This is a genomic window from Novosphingobium organovorum (genome assembly GCF_022832435.1).
Taxonomy (GTDB): Bacteria; Pseudomonadota; Alphaproteobacteria; order Sphingomonadales; family Sphingomonadaceae; genus Novosphingobium; species Novosphingobium organovorum.
In genome coordinates this window covers 25,417-43,174 of sequence record NZ_JALHLF010000028.1, presented here as the reverse complement: position 1 = coordinate 43,174, position 17,758 = coordinate 25,417, and the positions used below count along the sequence as shown (strand labels likewise).

At 62.2% G+C, this 17,758-nt stretch carries 12 protein-coding genes and 1 pseudogene; 6 read left to right on the top strand and 7 right to left on the bottom strand.

The window, feature by feature from the left end:
* Window positions 1-513: 513 nt before the first annotated feature.
* From MTR62_RS09380 to MTR62_RS09365, 4 genes are all read right to left on the bottom strand, one after another.
* Window positions 514-1,770, bottom strand: a complete 1,257-nt coding sequence (locus MTR62_RS09380; RefSeq protein WP_244019653.1) for an MFS transporter — start codon at window positions 1,768-1,770, stop codon at window positions 514-516.
* 173 nt (window positions 1,771-1,943) lie between these two features.
* Window positions 1,944-3,317 carry an efflux transporter outer membrane subunit gene (locus MTR62_RS09375; RefSeq protein WP_244019651.1) on the bottom strand — a complete coding sequence of 458 codons (1,374 nt, stop codon included), beginning with the start codon at window positions 3,315-3,317 and terminating at the stop codon, window positions 1,944-1,946.
* A 44-nt stretch (window positions 3,318-3,361) separates the two neighbouring features.
* On the bottom strand, window positions 3,362-4,921 hold the full coding sequence (locus MTR62_RS09370) for an MDR family MFS transporter (protein WP_407672658.1): 1,560 nt from the start codon (window positions 4,919-4,921) through the stop codon (window positions 3,362-3,364).
* A gap of 11 nt (window positions 4,922-4,932) precedes the next feature.
* Window positions 4,933-6,111: an HlyD family secretion protein gene (locus MTR62_RS09365; protein WP_244019649.1), complete on the bottom strand. Its 1,179-nt coding sequence runs from the start codon at window positions 6,109-6,111 to the stop codon at window positions 4,933-4,935.
* A 173-nt stretch (window positions 6,112-6,284) separates the two neighbouring features.
* Here MTR62_RS09365 and MTR62_RS09360 point away from each other — a divergent pair, with 173 nt between their 5' ends.
* Window positions 6,285-7,436 (top strand): NAD-dependent epimerase/dehydratase family protein, encoded by a 1,152-nt coding sequence (locus tag MTR62_RS09360; protein WP_244019647.1) that lies wholly within the window; start codon window positions 6,285-6,287, stop codon window positions 7,434-7,436.
* Window positions 7,437-7,495: 59 nt separating this feature from the next.
* On the opposite strand, the gene MTR62_RS09355 is transcribed toward MTR62_RS09360, so the two are convergent.
* Together MTR62_RS09355 and MTR62_RS09350 are read right to left on the bottom strand one after the other, a co-directional pair.
* On the bottom strand, window positions 7,496-7,831 hold the full coding sequence (locus MTR62_RS09355; RefSeq protein ID WP_244019639.1) for a hypothetical protein: 336 nt from the start codon (window positions 7,829-7,831) through the stop codon (window positions 7,496-7,498).
* Between the two features lie 120 nt (window positions 7,832-7,951).
* A complete protein-coding gene (locus MTR62_RS09350) occupies window positions 7,952-8,650 on the bottom strand; it encodes a TetR/AcrR family transcriptional regulator (protein ID WP_244019637.1) in 699 nt (232 codons plus the stop codon).
* Window positions 8,651-8,926: 276 nt separating this feature from the next.
* On the opposite strand from MTR62_RS09350, the gene MTR62_RS09345 reads away from it, so the two are divergent.
* The 5 genes and pseudogenes from MTR62_RS09345 to MTR62_RS09325 form a co-directional block, all read left to right on the top strand.
* Window positions 8,927-11,443, top strand: a complete 2,517-nt coding sequence (locus MTR62_RS09345) for a TonB-dependent receptor (RefSeq protein ID WP_268739753.1) — start codon at window positions 8,927-8,929, stop codon at window positions 11,441-11,443.
* 85 nt (window positions 11,444-11,528) lie between these two features.
* Window positions 11,529-12,296 carry an SDR family NAD(P)-dependent oxidoreductase gene (locus MTR62_RS09340; protein ID WP_244019627.1) on the top strand — a complete coding sequence of 256 codons (768 nt, stop codon included), beginning with the start codon at window positions 11,529-11,531 and terminating at the stop codon, window positions 12,294-12,296.
* An 82-nt stretch (window positions 12,297-12,378) separates the two neighbouring features.
* Window positions 12,379-13,884: a glycosyl hydrolase gene (locus tag MTR62_RS09335; RefSeq protein WP_244019625.1), complete on the top strand. Its 1,506-nt coding sequence runs from the start codon at window positions 12,379-12,381 to the stop codon at window positions 13,882-13,884.
* Between the two features lie 39 nt (window positions 13,885-13,923).
* Window positions 13,924-16,212 (top strand): glycoside hydrolase family 3 C-terminal domain-containing protein, encoded by a 2,289-nt coding sequence (locus tag MTR62_RS09330; RefSeq protein ID WP_244019623.1) that lies wholly within the window; start codon window positions 13,924-13,926, stop codon window positions 16,210-16,212.
* Between the two features lie 172 nt (window positions 16,213-16,384).
* Window positions 16,385-16,657 (top strand): annotated as a pseudogene (locus MTR62_RS09325) (transposase); the annotation flags it as partial.
* 201 nt (window positions 16,658-16,858) lie between these two features.
* Here the strand turns inward: MTR62_RS09325 and MTR62_RS09320 are convergent.
* Window positions 16,859-17,746, bottom strand: coding sequence for a sugar kinase (locus MTR62_RS09320; protein WP_244019616.1), 888 nt, complete (start codon window positions 17,744-17,746; stop codon window positions 16,859-16,861).
* Window positions 17,747-17,758 lie beyond the last annotated feature (12 nt).

Here is a 17,758-nt window from a genome sequence, read left to right as displayed (position 1 = left end):
GTCGAGGAAGCAGCTTGACCCACGAGGCCCCAATCAGAGAAGGGCTCTTAGGAGCATTTTCCAGTCAGGTGGATTCACCTGGCGATTCAGGAAATGCGTCAAAACAAAGGTCTAGAGCGGTCGATCCGATGCAATCTGATCGAAAACCGCTCTAGTGGTTCGATTCTGACATTTGCAGGCCCATCCCATCCGCCAGGGGATGCAAATGTCAAAATCAATCCACTAGTGACCTTTTAAGATGTTCGCCTGCTGGAACTCTCTGGTCAAAACGCCATCCTGAACGCCTGATACCAACCTGCAGTAATCCTGACTTATGAGGACGGTTCCTGGTGGTCCTCGAACGGCGTCGCGTCCTCGTGACAATGAACCACATCGCCTCGTCGGACGCTTCTGGTCGAGAACCACCAGGAACCGCCCGAAGGATAGCCTTTGACGTTGGATGGTACCAAGGCGTAACGCGCCAGCCTCTCGGCGCTTGAGTATAGCGAACAGGCCATCCAATTATGGCCGTTTCTACTTACCGCGCAGCAATCCCCACAGGACGATCATCCCCACAAAGTCAAGCGCCGCCAGACCAACGAAAAGCGGGCTGTATCCGTATGTATCTGCGCTTTGTCCGATCAACAACGTGAAGAGCATTCCCCCTACCCACGCGAAGGTCCCCGCCATACCGCTCGCCGTGCCCACCATGCGGCTGTCGAAAACATCCGCACACAGGGTAATCAGTGCCCCGTTGAGCATCTGGTGCGCAAAGCCTCCCACGCAGAACAGCGCGATCGCCATGCCTGGCGAACCGGCCAGGCCGATACACGCCGGGCCGATCATCGCCAGCGCCCCGCAGGACATCGTGATCTTGCGCGAGGCCAGCACCTTCACGCCGCGCCGCATCAACACGCTGGGCAGGATTCCCGCGGCGAGCGAGCCCAGGTCGGCCGCGACGAAGGGCATCCACGCCCACAGCGCGACCCCCGCCAGATCCAGCTTCCAAACATTCACCAGATACAAAGGAATAAAGAAGCTGAAGGTCTGCCAGGCTGGTTCGGCAAAGAAGCGCGGCAGGGCGATCGCATAGAATTCACGCGAGCCAAGAACCGCCCTGCGCGTCGCCGGGCGCGTTTCCCCGGATGCCATGGCCTGTCCCTCAGCGATAAGGGCTTGTTCCCCCGCCCCGATCCAGCGATGCCGATCAGGCGTGTCGTAAGTCCGCCACCAGAGAAACGCCCAGACCAGGCTCAGCCCGCCGGTAATCAGGAACGCGGACTGCCAGTTCCACGTAAGGATGCAGAAGACGACCAGTGGCGGCGCCACAATTGCCCCCACGCTCGTCCCCATCTGGAACGCGCTCGTGGCAAGAGGGCGTTCTTTGGCGGGAAACCACTCCGCGACGGACTTTGCCCCCGCCGGGATCGCCGCGGCTTCCGTCGCCCCCAGAAAGCCGCGAAAGATCGCCAGCCCCTGCCAGTTGGCCGCCAGCCCATGGGCCATGTTCGCCAGGGCCCAACCTGCGGCAAACAGGAAGAAGCCCAGCCGCGTGCCCAGCAGGTCAAGTACCGAGCCAGCGACAGTCTGCATGATCGTGTAGGCAAACTGGAAGGTCATGATGACGTAGCTGTACTGCTCTGTGGACATGCCCAGCTCGGCCTTGAGCGTCGGCGCCGCGACCGACAGCGTCGAGCGCGCCAGATAGTTCAGGACCGTCCCGCAAGTGACCAGCCCGATGATCCACCAGCGCAAGTTGCGCACCGTCTTCGATTTGCGACCAAGTGTCATCGAACTCTCCCAGTCGAAAGCGCGGAAATAACCCCACGCACCTATATGTTTGCGCGCGCCGCCCTTCATTCAGGCCGAAATTCAAGCGCACGTTTCAAAGATTCTCACCTCGGACGATCTCTATTCATGATCGCCCATCGCAGGTGAATCAAATTCAACACTCTTTTCCGAATTTAACGCTCTGCAGACCATCCCAGTCCCAATGCCTTCTGTACCGAGATAAAACTGGCCGTAACGCGCGCCTGAGTTTCGACCACCGCAACGCTTGCCGTCAATTTCTGACGCTCCAGATCGATCAGGGCGAGGCGCGATACGGTTCCAGCGGCCTGCTTCTCCCGTTGCAGCGCCAACATCCGCCCCAAACTGTCATCCGACAGCATTGTATGGGCCAATTGTTCTCTTGCCTGTCCGAACCGGGCGAGACTTGCCTCGGCATCCTCAAGGGCGCCGAGAACCGTTTCTCGATAGTGCGCTGCAGCCACGTCCCGTCCGGCCTGCGCGGCCTCGACCCGCGCCTTGGTGCGGCCGAAATCGAGAAAAGACCAACTGATTTGCGGAGCCAGAAGCATCGATATTTGACCCGGGTCGATCAGATCCTTGGCGGATGAGCCACCCAGTCCGAGAATCCCGGCGAATTTCACCTGGGGGAAGCGCGCCGCCACCCGGGCGCCGACTTCCGCGGTTGCCGCGGCCAGTGCCCGCTCCGCCGCGCGCACATCGGGCCTGTGCCCAAGCATCGTACGCGGGTTCCCGACGAAGACGCTGGAGGGCGGCAAAGGTACTTTCGCAACCGGGCTGTTCAACTGCGAGTCGAGCGCCGTGGGGGCACGCCCGCAAAGGACCGACAAACGATCGGTATCGACCGCCACATTCCCACGCAACTCGGCCAGATCCGCAGCCACATGGCCGCGTTCCTGGCGCAATTGTTCAAGCTCGGCGCGCGTCGCCACCCCGGCCTCAAAGCGTTGTTCGACAAGCCTTGACGCCTCCTCTAGCAACGCCATGGATCTGGCGACCAGCCGCACCCTTTCCTGTCCCGAGCGCAAGGAGACATAGGTTTGCGCCACCTGCGCGGACAAACTCACCTGCGCATCGGCCAGCGCGGCGAATTGCTGGCCGACATTGGCCTGTGCGCGTTGAACACCGTCGTGCTTCCCTCCCCATAGGTCCGGTTCCCAGGAAGCGCTCATGCCCGAGCCATACAGCTCGGAATTCGACGACAGCCCCTCAGGCAGCCGCATGCGGGCGTATGCCGCACTCAGCCCCAGACTTGGAAACAGTGAGGCGCGCTCGGCACGAAGGTTGCCGCGCGCCTCGCGTATCCGCGCTTCGGCCATGGCGATCGTCGGGCTGTCCTGAAGCGCCTGTTCGATCAGGCTGCTCAGGAGAGGGTCATTCAGACCGCGCCACCACGGCTCGCGCGAGGAAGGCTCTGCTCTGGACAGTCCCTCTGCGCGCGCGAAAGACTGTTGCTCGCCGGGCCCGAGCGCCACATCGGGCGGACCGCTATAATTCGGCCCGGCAGCGCAACCGGACAACAGGATCAAGGTCCAGACGACGCACCGCCCACGGCAACGAGACGACCCGATCATCAGTGCATCACCGCAGCAACGCCCGACTTGGGCAGGGGCTTGAGAAAAAGGACTAGCGGCAAGGCCGCCAGAGTGCCGATCCCCATAATCCAGAAAAGATCATTGTACGTCATCACCAGCGCCTGCGCCTGAATTACCTGCGCGATGAGCTTGAAGGCCATGGCGGGATTGCCGGTCAGAGCGATCAGGCTTTCCAGATGGGACTGGACAGCCTGTCCGTTTGCCGGCAGCGCTTCTTCCAAACGCCGCGTATGGAACCACATGCGCTGATCCTGCACGATGGAAATTCCGGCCAAGGCCAGGCTCCCTCCCAAATTGCGAACGGCATTGAAAAGACCCGATGCGTCGCCGGCGTCCTCAACCGGGACCGCCCGCACGACCGCCTGGCTGAGAAAGAGCATGCCCAATATCTGGCCGACGCCGCGCAGCAGTTGCGAATCGGTAAAGTCCGCGCCCGATGAATGCGACGTCAGCCCCGCATCCATGAGCGCAGAAATCCCCATCACCAACAGGCCGGTTGCCACAGCGAGGCGAATGTCCAGAACACGCAACAAAAGCGGCACAATGGCCATCAGGATCAGACTGGGTATACCCGAAAGCAAAACAACCTTGCCCGACTGCAAAGCGTTATAATTGGCAATGGTCGCCAGAAACTGGGGGATGACGAAGGCCGTCCCGTAAAGAACCATGCCAAGAACGATCCCCATGAGCGCCACGGCGCCAAACTGACGGTCGCGAAGGAGCGAAAGCTTGATGATCGGCCGCTTGGCGGTGGCCTGCCCCCAAAAGAGCAACGCAAAACCAACCGCGCAAAGAGCCGTGACCCAGCAGATCATTTCGGACTCGAACCACTGCTCGCGCTGACCATCTTCGAGAACGACCGTCAGCCCCCCCAGACCGAGCGCCAGGCCCGCGATGCCGAACCAATCCGCCTCCCGCAAAAGGGCAGGCTTCACCGGTTCATGCGCCAGGCCCAGCAGCAGGAGCGCCACCAGGATGGCGCAGATGGGCAAATTCAGAAAGAACGCATAGTGCCAACTGAATGACTCGGTAAGCCAGCCTCCGATCAATGGGCCGATCACCGGCCCCATGATGGCCGTAACACCAAACAAGGCAATGCCGACGGGCTGCTGGCGAACAGGCAGGCGCTGCGCGATGATGGTTTGTGCCGTCGGGATCATGGCGCCACCGGTAAAGCCCTGCCCGACACGCCCCAGGATCATCATTTCCAGACTCGTCGCCAAACCGCAGATCGTCGAAAAGACGGTAAAAAGTCCGGCCGCGATCAAAAGGAAGGTGCGAAGCCCGAGCATTCTCTCGAGCCACGCGGCCATCGGAATGATCACGATCTCGGCGACAAGATAGGCCGTCGCGACCCAAGTTCCCTCCGTCCCGCTCGCACCGATCTCGCCCTGGATGGTCGGCAACGCGGAATTCACGATGGAAATGTCAAGCGTAGCCATTAACGCACCGAGCGTTCCGGCGATGACCGCCATCCACGCGGCCGCATCCGCTTTTTCTCCTTTGCCGGCACCAGCATCGCCACGGGCCTGGCTGATGGGCAATTGCGTCACTTTTTGCGCTCCTGATCCAAAGCGTGCGCGAGGTCGAAATGCCGGGCCTTGGCCTTGGCCACAGCTTGCCGGGTATCGACCGTGACGGTCACCGAAAGGCCGGGAACCAGCCGCTGACGAATTTGCGGTGACGGCTCGATGGCAATCCGCACCGGCACCCGTTGGGTGATCTTGGTGAAATTGCCCGTCGCGTTTTCCGCCGGAAGCAACGAAAACCGCGCGCCCGTGCCCGGAGCGATGCTTTGCACATGGCCGTCTACGGTAAGACCGTTCAGAGCATCGATACGGACATGCGCACTCTGACCGATGCGCATTGCGGCCATCTGCGTTTCCTTGAAGTTGGCGGTTACGTACAGCGCATCAAGTGGCACGATCGAAAGCAGTCGCGTCCCGGCCTGGACGTATTGCCCGACCGCGACACTCTTATCGCCGACACGGCCGGAAATCGGAGCACGCAATACGGTCGCCTGCGTATCGATCTGCGCGGCTTGAACGACGGCAAGAGATTGCGCCAACTGCGCTTCGGCTTGACTCAGCTGGGCCTCCAGGCCCGATTTATGCGCGACTTGAGCGGCTTGGGCAGCGGTGAGCGCCTTGACATCGTGACGCGATTGAGATTGCGCAAGTTTCAGCTGCGAAAGACGTTCGCCGGTGTCGGCGCCCGAAGCCGCCAGAGGGGCATATCGGCGCACCTGGGCTGAATCGTAATCCGCCTTGTCTCGCGCGGCCGACACGCGCGCCTGTGCCTGCACGATTGCTGCGGAATGCTCGCGCAAGGCTTCCTGCGCGGCGCGAACACCCGCTCGCGCGAGCGCGGCCTGAGCCTTCGCTTGTGCCAGTTGCGCAGCATAGCTGCCCCGTTCGATAAAGACCAAAGGCTGACCGGTGACCACATCGGAATTGTCAGCCACTACGACCCGATCGATGTACCCACTGATACGGGGAGACAAAGTAACCGAATCGGCGCCAATCTGAGCGTCATCCGTTTCTTCGATATATTTCCATCGGGTCTCATAATAAAAAAGCCATATGGAACAACATATGCAAATTGCCACGATCACCATCGAAAATATTACTTTTCGATCAACCGCAATATTATGCGAATAAGTGGCCTTGCCACCCCGGCCCATTCCGCCTTGGGCGACGCCATCCTTCTTCCCAATGGGCATGTTCATGACCCTATTTTTTCAAGGGCTGAGATTTCACCCTTTGCCCTTCGATTTCCGAGTCCGCTAACACCCTCCCTGAAATTAATCAACCGGTAGCGTTCAATTATCTCGGCGGCGTCGGCGGAAAGAGCCAGATTGACGGAAGAAATTGCCCGCGCAGCGTTCCCACTGGACATTAAATGAACGCCATCGTATCATTTTCTGAGAAATTACGGGAGTGGAAAATGGTTACCCAAAAAGCACCGGCACGCGGTGAGCGAGTCCTGCTCACCGGTGCATTTGGAGGCGTTGGCGAATGGGCGATCCAAGAGTTGCTACAGCTCGGTTACGAGGTCACTTGCTTTGACGTACCCACGTCCGCCAATCGGAAAAAGGCCAAAAAGCTCGGCCGCCGCCATGCGTTTTCATCCGTGTGGGGCGACTTGACCGATCCGCAATGCGTGCAATCGACCATGCAGAGCGTCCGCCCGAACGTCGTCGTCCACGGCGCTGCGATCATTCCCCCTTTGACGATTCAGCGCCCCGAACTGGCCTACAAAGTCAACGTCGAAGGTACGCGCAATCTGGTCGCGGCCGCGCAGGACCTGGGCAATCAGCAATCCGGCGCCCCACGTCGTTTTGTCCTTGTTTCCAGCTATTCGATACTCGGCCCCTCCAACCCGCATACAGACCCGGCCCCGTGGAACAGCGAGACCCCGGTAAACCCTCAAGATGATTATGGCCGCCAGAAACTCGAAGCCGAAACGATTGTCCAGCAATGCGGGCTCGAATGGACGATTGTTCGCCTGTGCGCCGTCTTCCCGCTGGCCTCGACAAGCGCATCCGCTGATACGTTCCGCTTCTCCTTTCTGTTGCCGTACGACCGCCGGGAACAAGCCATAGACGTACGCGATGCCGCGCTCGCGATTGCGAACGCCACGACGGCTGATCCGGCAGCATGCCGCACTTTTGTCGTTGGAGGAGGAGAAGGCTGGCAAGGCATCGGCGGGGATTTTGCCAATGCCATGATGCAAAACCTGGGCATCCCGCCGATTGACAGAAACGCCTATCGCCAAGCCGACCCGGCGATCGATACGAGTTGGTACTACGAAAACTGGGTCGACACGCGAGAAAGCGAGCGCGTGCTGACCTACCAGCGCAGCAGTTTCCCATCGTTTCTCGCCGACTGCCGCAAAGCCGCCGGTCCAGCCCGCTTCGCCCTACCCTTGCTCGGCCCCTTCATTCGATCCTGGATCTTGAAGAAATCACCGTTTGCCGGAACCGGGCCAACCGTGGATTCCCGCCCTTTCGCCGAAGCGGCCCGCGACCACATGACTCGGCCGAAGGGATAGCCGCCTCCAACATGGGCACGCTCCCCCGGCGCTATTGCGAGCGCCTGGGGAGCGCAATGTCACGAGTGCTTGATTAGCGCCAGTTCGGCATCGATCTTAGCCAAGATCTCGTCGCTGAGGAGGTCCCCGGCATAAGCCTGAAGGGCCTTCAAAGTCATTCCGTTGGCCATCGCAATTTGCTCGTTGTTGACGATGTCCGGGATTTCCTTTGCAAGAATTGCCTTGGCCTTGGGATCCGCCATGAGAGCGCCGAGCGGCGTCGTGTCCGTGGTATAGGGCGCATCCTGCGATGCCTGTGGCTCATGCGATGCCGGTGGTTCATCTTGGGCGAAAACGGCAAGCGGCGTTACCCCGACACTTAGAGCGGCAAGGGCAAGAATTGTTCTAATACGCATAGGGATATGCTCCTCTCCAACGAAGCATGCCAACGCGATGCCCCGGCGCTGCGCCAAAAATAACGAACGCCATCGTCCTATAATGCATCCCTCGCGGGGTTTACAAGATACCCCTGCCGCTCACCAAGCGGCCCTTCCGCCGACAAAGAGCGCGACCAGGCGCCCCACGTAGCGCGCATAGACACCGTCCCTGGCTTCATCTCCCCGCACCGCCTCTTCGCGCGCCCACCCCAGAAGCGCCGCCGTGAACGCTTCAGCAACGCCTTCCGGGTCGCGCACCGGCCACCCCTCGAATTCAGCGCTTTGAACAATTTGGCTAGCCAGGAATTTCACTTCGACCAACAGGCCCTGCTCGCGAAATTCGGCGGCCAATTCAGGGAAGCGGGCGGCCTCGAGACGGATCAATCGATCAAAGGCGGCCACCTCTGGTTCGTCGAGGGCCGCGAGGTAGGCAACCCCATATTCCATCAGATAGGCCCCGATGCCATCCGTCAGCACGGGCCGCCCGCGTTCGCGCTCCTTCCAGGCCGCATCGCCAGTCCATTGCTCTATGCGATCCGAAACGATCGCCCGAAACAAATCCGATTTGGCCGGATAGCGGGCATAAAGCGTCCCCTTGGAGACGCCCGCTTCCGCCGCAACGGCTTCCATCGACGTGCTTGCATAACCGAACTCAAGAAACTTTCCGCGCGCCACCGACAGGATCGTCTTCTCAATCGCAGCGGCTTGCGCCTTGGTCGGCCTCCCCCGCTTGGCGACAAAAATCGCCTCGCTCGGCGGCTGGCACTTGGTATCCTTGTCCGAAAGCTTCCGTCGCACTCCCATATTTTCTCACTCTTAAGCAAACCGTGGCACGACGCGGATCAGGATGCGACCGGCCATTAAAAGACGCAACCGTCACAATACGCGACCGAGCCGAGACGTCCAGTTCAAGCGCCACTTTGCCCACACCGCCGGACCGGAGCGACGCCCCACCGGTAGCGACATCAACGAAAACGTCAAAAATTAAATGTCCGGTCCCGTGCCTTTATTGACAGATGAACGGCAGCGTGCGAATTAGCAAACGATAAACGAACCCTGGGAGGGGATTAATCGATGGCCAACACATTGAGATTGCTTATTGGTGCAAGCACTTTGGGCGTCTTTTCGCTGCCTGTGCCCTTGCACGCACAAACTGAGGGCTCCACCGGACAAGATCAACCGCAAAGCGCCGATACGGCGAAGCCGATCGCGACCTTTACGCCAAGCGAAATCATCGTCACCGCACGGCGCCAGGCGGAAAACCTTCAAGACGTACCGGAAACCGTGACTGCGGTCAGCGGCGACGCGATCCAGAAGCTCAACCTCACCCAATCACAAGACCTTTCCTCGGTGGTGACCGGCCTCACGCTGAACCAGGGGTCCGTCACGTCCGGTCGATCGCCCGCTCCTGCCCTGCGCGGTGTCAGCTACGATGCCGGCGTCACACCCTCGCCCACGGTCGACATCTACGTCAACGAAGTGCCATCCGCGGCCGCCAGCGTGCTCAACGCCATCTACGACATCGGCAGTGTCCAGGTCCTGCGCGGCCCGCAAGGCACCGAACGCGGACGCACCGCCCCCTCGGGCGCGATTCTTTTTTCGACCCGCAAGGCGAGCCCGACCGACTGGAGCGGTTACGTCAGCATGCTGGGCAGTGAAAAAGGCTCGATCAACGCGCAGGCCGCGATCAACGTCCCACTCATCGACGGCATCCTGGGGATGCGCGTTGCCGGCCTCGTGGACGAAAACAAGTTCGACTTCGTGACGAGCGCGGCGAGCGGCGTGGACCCGTACCGCAAGACGAAGAGCGGACGCGTCAGCCTCGAATTCACGCCCACCGACACGCTCACCGCCGATATCGAGTACCAGTACCTCAAGTACGATTCGCGCCAGTGGACCCAGGTCGAAGGCTCGGGCTCGGCCGGCGGCGTCACCGCACTCGCGCCGGCCAACTACAACGGGCCGGTCATCAAGGGCAGCGACCGGCTCGCTGCGGCCGATTTTCCGCGCGACTATAACAGCCGCACCCACCAGATCACCGCCAGCGTCCATTGGGACGTGCTGGGCCAGGAACTGAGCTACGTTGGCGGCTACCTCAACGATGCCAACACGACGCATGGCGATCTGGACTACGGCAACCAGATCCTGGGCAACGGCTTCTATTCGAACCTCAAGGGCAGCTCCCGGCTGTGGAGCCACGAATTGCGCCTGTCCTCGCCCGACAACCGGCAGTTCTTCAACTACTCGGTCGGCTTCTTCCACTCCCTGTCGAACACGCTGACCGACGGGGAACAGCCCGCACAGGCGCTTACCGGCTCGTACGGCGACCCGACCTCGCCCGACCCCAGCCTGCTCATCGGCAAATACGTTCTGCCGACCTATATCTACGCGGGCGGAGAAAACGAGGAGAACTCGTTCTACGGCAACGTGCGGCTGCGCATTGGTAACCGTCTCGAGCTGTCGGGCGGTCTGCGCTACATCATGAACCGGATAGACCAGGTCACGCAGGTCACCGTCGGCGCGGGAACGATCGCTGTTCCGCTTTCGATCCCGTGCAGCTACGCCGGGCTCGAATCGAGCGGCTACGATGGCTACTGCGACTATCCGATCGCGGCGGCCACCACGCCCGCACTCTACGCCACGCGCGAAGGCACCGACCATCCGCTGGTTTACAAGGCCTCGGCCTCCTACCGGGTGACCGACGATATCCTGACCTACGTCTCGACCGGCACGTCATGGCGGCGCGGTGGCATCAACACCGGGATCGTCAATTCGGACAACGACCCTCTGCTGGCTTCGTTTGCGTTCACGCCAAACGAAACCTCGACCTCGTATGAAGCGGGTATCAAGACGACGTTCCTGGACGGCCGGATGCGCTTCAATTTCGCGGCGTTCTACCAGAAGTACAAGAACTTCGTCTTCCAGGTCCTGTCGATTCCGTATGTCTCGACCGATGGCACCGAAGCGACCGTGGTGAGCAACGGCATCGTCGTCGGCGCCGACGCGATCGTGAAAGGCTTCGATGCCGACTTCAATTTCCAGGTCACGCCGAGCTGGAGCCTGGGAGCCGCGATGAGCTACGCCGACGGAAAGGTCGACAACGACCTCGTCCCGTGCCGCGACTCCAACTTCGACGGCGTTCCCGATTCGGGCAGCCCGACCCTGGCTCAATTCCAGGCCGCAGGCGTTTATGTCGCCGAATGCCGGACCAACCAGTCGGTCTCGACCGACCCGAAATGGAACGCGAACATCCAGTCGGAGTACCATACCAGCCTGGGCAAGAGCGTGGAGGGGTATGTGCGCGTCTTGATGAACTACTACCCCAAGAACCCACGCGCGAACGTGGGCTACACCGCCCCCAACTACGCGCTCGTCAACCTTTACACGGGAATTCGCGATCAGGACGGGCGCTGGGACATCGGCCTGTTCGCCCGCAACCTCACAAACGCGACCATCCGTCTTTCACGCGATCCCTCGTTGATCACCAGCTCGTTCGACAAAGTGTTCGGATCGTCGGGCTACCGCTTCGTTCGCTACACCATGCCGCGCGAGGTCGGACTGACCGTGCGCTACCGTTTCGGCGATCGCTAAGGTCCCGGATTCACACCGGTCACGCACTGACCGAGAGGCCGGGGAGAAGCGCCCCGGCCCCAACCACAACGAAAAAGGCATAACGATGCAAAAGCGCCTTGAAGGTAAATCCATTCTCGTCGCCGGTGCAGGCGGTATCGGCAGCGCCCTTGCCCAGCGCTACGCGCTCGAAGGTGCGAGCGTCGTGCTGGGCGATATCGACCTGCCTTCCGCGCGCGCGACGGTCGATGCGATCGTGCAGGCCGGAGGGGAAGCCTGCGCCGTCGAACTCGACGGGGCGCAGGAGGAATCGATCCGCGCGGCCGTCGCCACCGCCTGCGATCGCTACGGCGGCCTCGATGGGCTGCACGCAAATTTCGCGACACTGATCGACTGCGATCCGCAGGCCGGGGTGCTCGAGCTGCCGATGGAGGTCTACGACGAGACCATGCGCGTCAACGCGCGCGGCTTCTTCCTGTGCACCCGCGCGGTCCTGCCCGCGCTGATCGAACGCGGCGGGGGATCGATCGTCTACACCAGTTCGGCAGCCGGCAATGGCGGCCCCATCACCCAGTCCGCCTACGCCATGAGCAAATCGGCCGGTCATGCCTTGATGCGCCATGTCGCCGCGCGCTACGGCGCGATGGACGTGCGCGCGAACACCATCGCCCCGGCGATGACCCTGCACCCGCGCCTCGAGGCGCAGATCCCCGCCACATTCATCGAATGGGCCAAGTCCGCCGCCAAGATCAAGTCGCGCGTCGGCCGCCCCGACGACATCGCCGCGATGGGAGCCTTGCTCCTGTCGGACGAAGGCTCCTACATCACGGGGCAGGTCATCAGCATCGACGGCGGCACGACGATGCGTCCGTGACAAGCGCGGCGGCCCTGCGCCGCCCGCCGCCCCGGACGCCCATGCAGTTTCTTGAAAGTGAGGATCACCCATGACCTATGGCATGACCCGTCGCACACTGATGATCGCCGCCAGCGCCGCGGCCATGCTCGCCGCGATGCCCGGATGCACCACCGCCCTGGCTGAGGCAACCCCGGCTACCGGCGCCACCGGCGCGCAGGTCGCGATCGATTTCTCCGCTCCCGGTCAGGTCCTTCGCCGCACCGAGCGATTCAACAACCTGACCGATTACGACCTCTACGTGCGCGAACGGCCCGAGGACATGCGCTTCTATAACGAGCAGGGCCTGCACGGTTCGATCTACCGGGTCTGGCTCGCCAACTCGCTCTACGACCCGCACTCGCAAACCTACGATATCGCCGCGCTGCGCCCCTATCTCAAGGATGCCAGCACGGTCTCGGATGCGGTCATGCTCAACGTCATGCCCAGCAACCTCATCACGCAGGGCCTCACCCCCGCGCAGATCAAGCCGATCCTCAAGACGCTCATCCTCGCCTTGAAGCGCGAATTCCCCCAGCTCGACTACATCGAGGCCTTCAACGAGCCCGACCATTCGCTTTCCAAGGAGCTCAAGCCCGAGGATCTCTACGCCTATTACGTGCCGTTCTACGAGGCCGTGAACGAGGTCAACGCGCAGCTCAAGCCAACCCACCCCGTCCGCCTGGGCGGACCGGCCTTGTTCATGTTCAACATGCCCTGGATCGACGCCTTCCTCGATGGCTACAAAGCCGATCCGAACCCGGCCAAGAAGCTCGATTTCCTGTCCTACCACGCGTACGGCTATTTCGACCTCAAGCCGGGCACCACGCAGTTGATGAAACCGCCCGTCTTCTTCAAGGACGATCCCAGCGAAGTGGCCAGGCACCGCCCGCAGATTGAAGCGGCGCTGCGCGAACGTGGGCTGAACGCGCATCTGCCCAGCTACATCACCGAAATGGGTCTCTATCCCGGCCCTTCGTTCGATGACTTCAAGGACCCGCACGCGGACTATATCCGCCAGGCCGCAGGCGCCGCCTCACTGCTCTACTGGATGCTGGAAAGCCCGGATAACGTGCCATTCAACTGGGTCATGCGGCACCAGACCGAGGAGCGCAAGGACCAGCTCATCACCCGCGCGGGCAAGGACAAGGCAATCCCCACCCGCACCTTTTCGCCCTACGGCAACGCCATGGTCATGTTCTCGAAGCTGAAGGCACTGCGCGTGCCCGCACAGTTCACCGCGCCGCCATCGGGCAAGGGACTCTATACCCTGGCCACGAAGGACAAGACCGGCCTTGCGGTGCTGGCGTGGAACTATCAGCACACCGGGACACAGACAGTATCGGCGACGATCGACTTCAACGCTCTGCCCAAGTCGCTGCGCGGCAAGCCGGCACGTGTGAAAATCTACCGCATCGACGCAACAACCAGCAATTACTGGTCGGACCCCGAACACGCCAACCTGCAGGAGACGAGCGACACGGCGGTACGGCTCACGACCCGTTACGCGCAGAGCGTTTCGCTCACCCCGAACGCGCTCGAGCTCATCGTGGTCGAACCCGCCGGCTGATCGCCGCGCATCGTCCGGACTTGCAGGATTACCTCTGAAATGACGCTCAAGATCCTATCGCGCACATCACTCGCCCTGCTGCTGGGCAGCGCCATGAACACACTGTCCGCGTCGGCGCCGCCCGTTGCGCCGCCGACGTCGGCGGCGCCCGAAGCGGATTCTCCGCCGCCGGAGGCTACGACCAGCGCCAGCGAGCGGGCCGAAGCCGCCGTCGCGCAAATGACGCAGGACGAGAAACTGACCCTGCTTCAGACCATGCTGCTGGCCCGCGTCCCCTCGAGCAAGCGTCCGGCCGGGGTCGGCACCGGAGTTGGCTACACGCCGGGCGTCCCGCGGCTTGGCATTCCCTTTCTTTCCGAGAGCGATGCAAGCCTGGGCGTTGCCAACATGGGCGGCTTCATCCGGCCCAAGGACGGCGCCACCGCGCTGCCTTCGGCGATGGCCATGGCCTCGACATGGAATCCGGTTCTCGTTGGCGCCGGGGGGGCCATGATGGGCGCGGAAACCCGCGCCAAAGGCTTCAACGTGCTCCTGGCCGGGGGCGTCAACCTTGTGCGCGAACCGCGCAACGGGCGCAACTTCGAATATTTCAGCGAAGATCCCTTGCTCACAGGGGTCCTGGGTGGCGCCTCCATCCGTGGCATTCAGTCGAACCACATCGTCTCGACGATCAAGCACTACGTGCTCAACGCGCAGGAAACCGGCCGCTCGTTCCTCAACGTCAAGATTGACGAGGCGGCCATGCGCGAAAGCGACCTGCTCGCCTTCCAGATCGCTGACGAAATCGGCAAGCCCGGCGCGGTCATGTGTTCCTACAACAAGGTCAACGCCACCTTCTCGTGCGAGAACGACTTCCTGCTCAACACGGTTCTGCGCCACGACTGGGGGTTCGACGGGTGGGTGCTGTCCGACTGGGGCGGCGTGCACAGCGTGTCGATCGGCAAGGGGCTCGATCAGGAATCGGGCGTGCGGGCTTTCGGCGAATCGTATTTCGGCCAGCAACTGCGCGATGCTCTCGCCCAGGGAAGCGTAACCCAGGCTGAAATCGACCGCTCGGTGACGCGCATCGTGCGCACCATGTTCCGCCTTGGCCTAGCCGATGCGCCGGTCGCGCCGGGTGGGCCGATCGATTTCGACAAGGATGCCAGGATCGCCCAGTCCCTCGCCGAACAAGGCACCGTTCTGCTCAAGAACGACGGCAACCTTCTCCCGCTGACGGCCACCGCCCGCCATATCGCGGTGATCGGCGCCCATGCCGATGTCGGCGTGCCTTCCGGTGGCGGGTCGTCGCAGGTCTGGCCCGAAGGCGGCGCCGCGCTGTCCTTGCCGATCCCGGGCGATGCGATTTACCACCGGCGACTGTGGATGCCTTCCTCGCCGCTCGAGGCGTTGCGCGGACAATTCCCGCAGGCCACCATCACCTACGACGACGGCACCGATCCCACACGCGCCGCCTCGATCGCGAAGTCGGCCGACATCGCCATCGTCTTTGCCGACCAGTTCATGGCTGAAGGGCACGATTCGCTCGACCTTCGCCTGCCTGATGGCCAGGACGGCCTGATCGAAGCCGTGGCGGCGGCCAATCCCAAGACAGTGGTCGTGCTCGAAACCGGCGGCCCCATCCTGATGCCGTGGATCGATCGCGTTCCCGCGGTGGTCGAAGCGTGGTATGCGGGCCAGCGCGGTGGCACGGCCATCGCGCGCGTGCTGTCCGGTGCGGTCAATCCTTCGGGCCGCCTGCCCGTGACGTTTCCCGCCAGCCTGGAGCAGTTGCCCAATCCGGTCCTGCCCGGCAGCGGACGCATCACGCTCAAGCCCGGTTCCGATCTTTACGATATGCCCGAAGAAACCGAGCCGCTCGAAGTTACCTATCCTGAAGGCTCGGATGTAGGCTACCGCTGGTACGCCAAGACCGGCAAGACCCCGCTCTTCGCGTTCGGCCATGGCCTGAGCTACACCCACTTCGCCACCTCGAAATTGCGCGTGTCGGGGCTCAAGGTCACCTTTAGGGTCAAAAACATCGGACCGCGCAAGGGGGCCAATGTTGCGCAGGTTTATCTGGTCGCGCGCAACGGCGCGCCTTTGCGGCGGCTGGTCGGCTTCGGGCGCACGGATCTGGCGCCGGGCGCGCAGCAGACGGTGTCCCTGACCATCGACCCGCGCTTGCTGGCGGACTGGAAGGACGGCGGCTGGTCCATGCCGGCAGGCTCCTATCAATTCGCCCTGGGCGATAGTGCTACGGTTATGGGCACCCCGGTCACGGTTCGCTTGACCGCGCGAACCTGGAAAGATGCACCGGTCAAGTCGGGAACAGTCTCTCCTCCCTGAGACCATGACACGGGCAGGTGCATCGCGCGGCCTCGGGCAACATACCCGGGGCCGCGCTTTTTCGTATCGGTCTCGCAGCGCGGGCGCGCGTCGGACTAAGGCGTAAACTCATAAAATAGCTTGAGGTTTTAGCGGTCTGCTGATTCAGAGCCCGACGAATTGGAGGGGATGGATGGCACGGCGAGGCTACGAACGCACGGATCGAGAGTGGGCAATCATAGAGCCCTTGCTTCCCAACAAGCCACGCGGGGTTGCGCGAGTGGACGATCGCCGGGTTCTCAATGGAATCATGTGGCGGTTCCGGTCTGGCGCCGCCTGGGCCGAAGTACCTGAACGCTGTGGCCCCTCGACGACGTGCTACAACAGGTTCGTACGCTGGCGCAAAGCCGGTGTCTGGGATCGGCTTTTGTCAGCGGTCTCAGCCGAGTACGAGGGCGATCTGGTCGAACGCTTCTTCAACCGGATCAAGCAATTCCGGGACATCGCGACGCGATACGACAAGTGTCCCGAAAATGCCTCGCGGCTATCACGCTCGTCTGCATCCGCCTCTGGTGTGCCCATTAATGAGTCTGCACCCTAGTCGGGAGGTCGGGTGGGGCGTGGGCCGGTGCCGAATTTTTGGATCGGGCGCCGAGGGACGCCTGTCTTATGATTCACGCGCTGGTACGGCCCCCCGGCGCATGACGCACCAGGCCGCCAGCGCATTGCCCGACACGGCCGAAGAACGGGGCGTGCCCCCATTCAGTCGCTGGGCAAGATAGCCCGCATTGAAGGCATCCCCCGCGCCGCTCGTATCGACCGGAACCAGGACTTGCGCTGGTGGGATGACCGACAAGTCGGGCAGGAGGCAGCCATCGGCTCCCAGTTTGACAACGACTTCACCACAGCCCCGGTCCTGCCACTTTTGCACAACCTCCTGCGGACTGCCCGCACGCTCGAGTGTGCTCTCGTCCTCGAAGGTGGGAAATCCGAAATCGGCAAGCGCAATGCAGCGATCGCGAAAGGCGATCGCCTCATCCTGCGAGGACCACAGTTGCGGCCGGTAGTTGCTGTCGAACGCGACCCGCCCCCCCTTTCGGCGCACACCAGCGGCGAGATCGAGCAAACCTTGCCGGCCCGCATCGGACAGGATCGCCACCGAGATCAACGAAAAGTAGAACAGATCGCAATCCTGCGCCCGCTCGACGATCGGCGCGATGCCCGGCGTCTCGAACAGCCGCGTCGCCGCGCTGCGCTCACGCCAATAGGTAAAACTTCGCTCGCCTCGCTCGTCGGTCGAGATTGCATAGAGCCCCGGCGAGGCCGCCGGGTTTTCCAGCACCAACGTGGAATTGACGCCCTCGCGCTCCCACCCCTCTCGCAATCGTGCACTGAATGCGCACGCGCCCACGGCCGTCATATACGACACCCGATGCCCGGCACGACTCAGATGTACGGCAGTGTTTACCGTGTCTCCACCGATGCCCATGCGCCAGCTTTCGCCTGCGCCGGACAACTCGAGCATCGCTTCGCCAAGACAGACGATGTTTACCATGCGCTCGCTCCC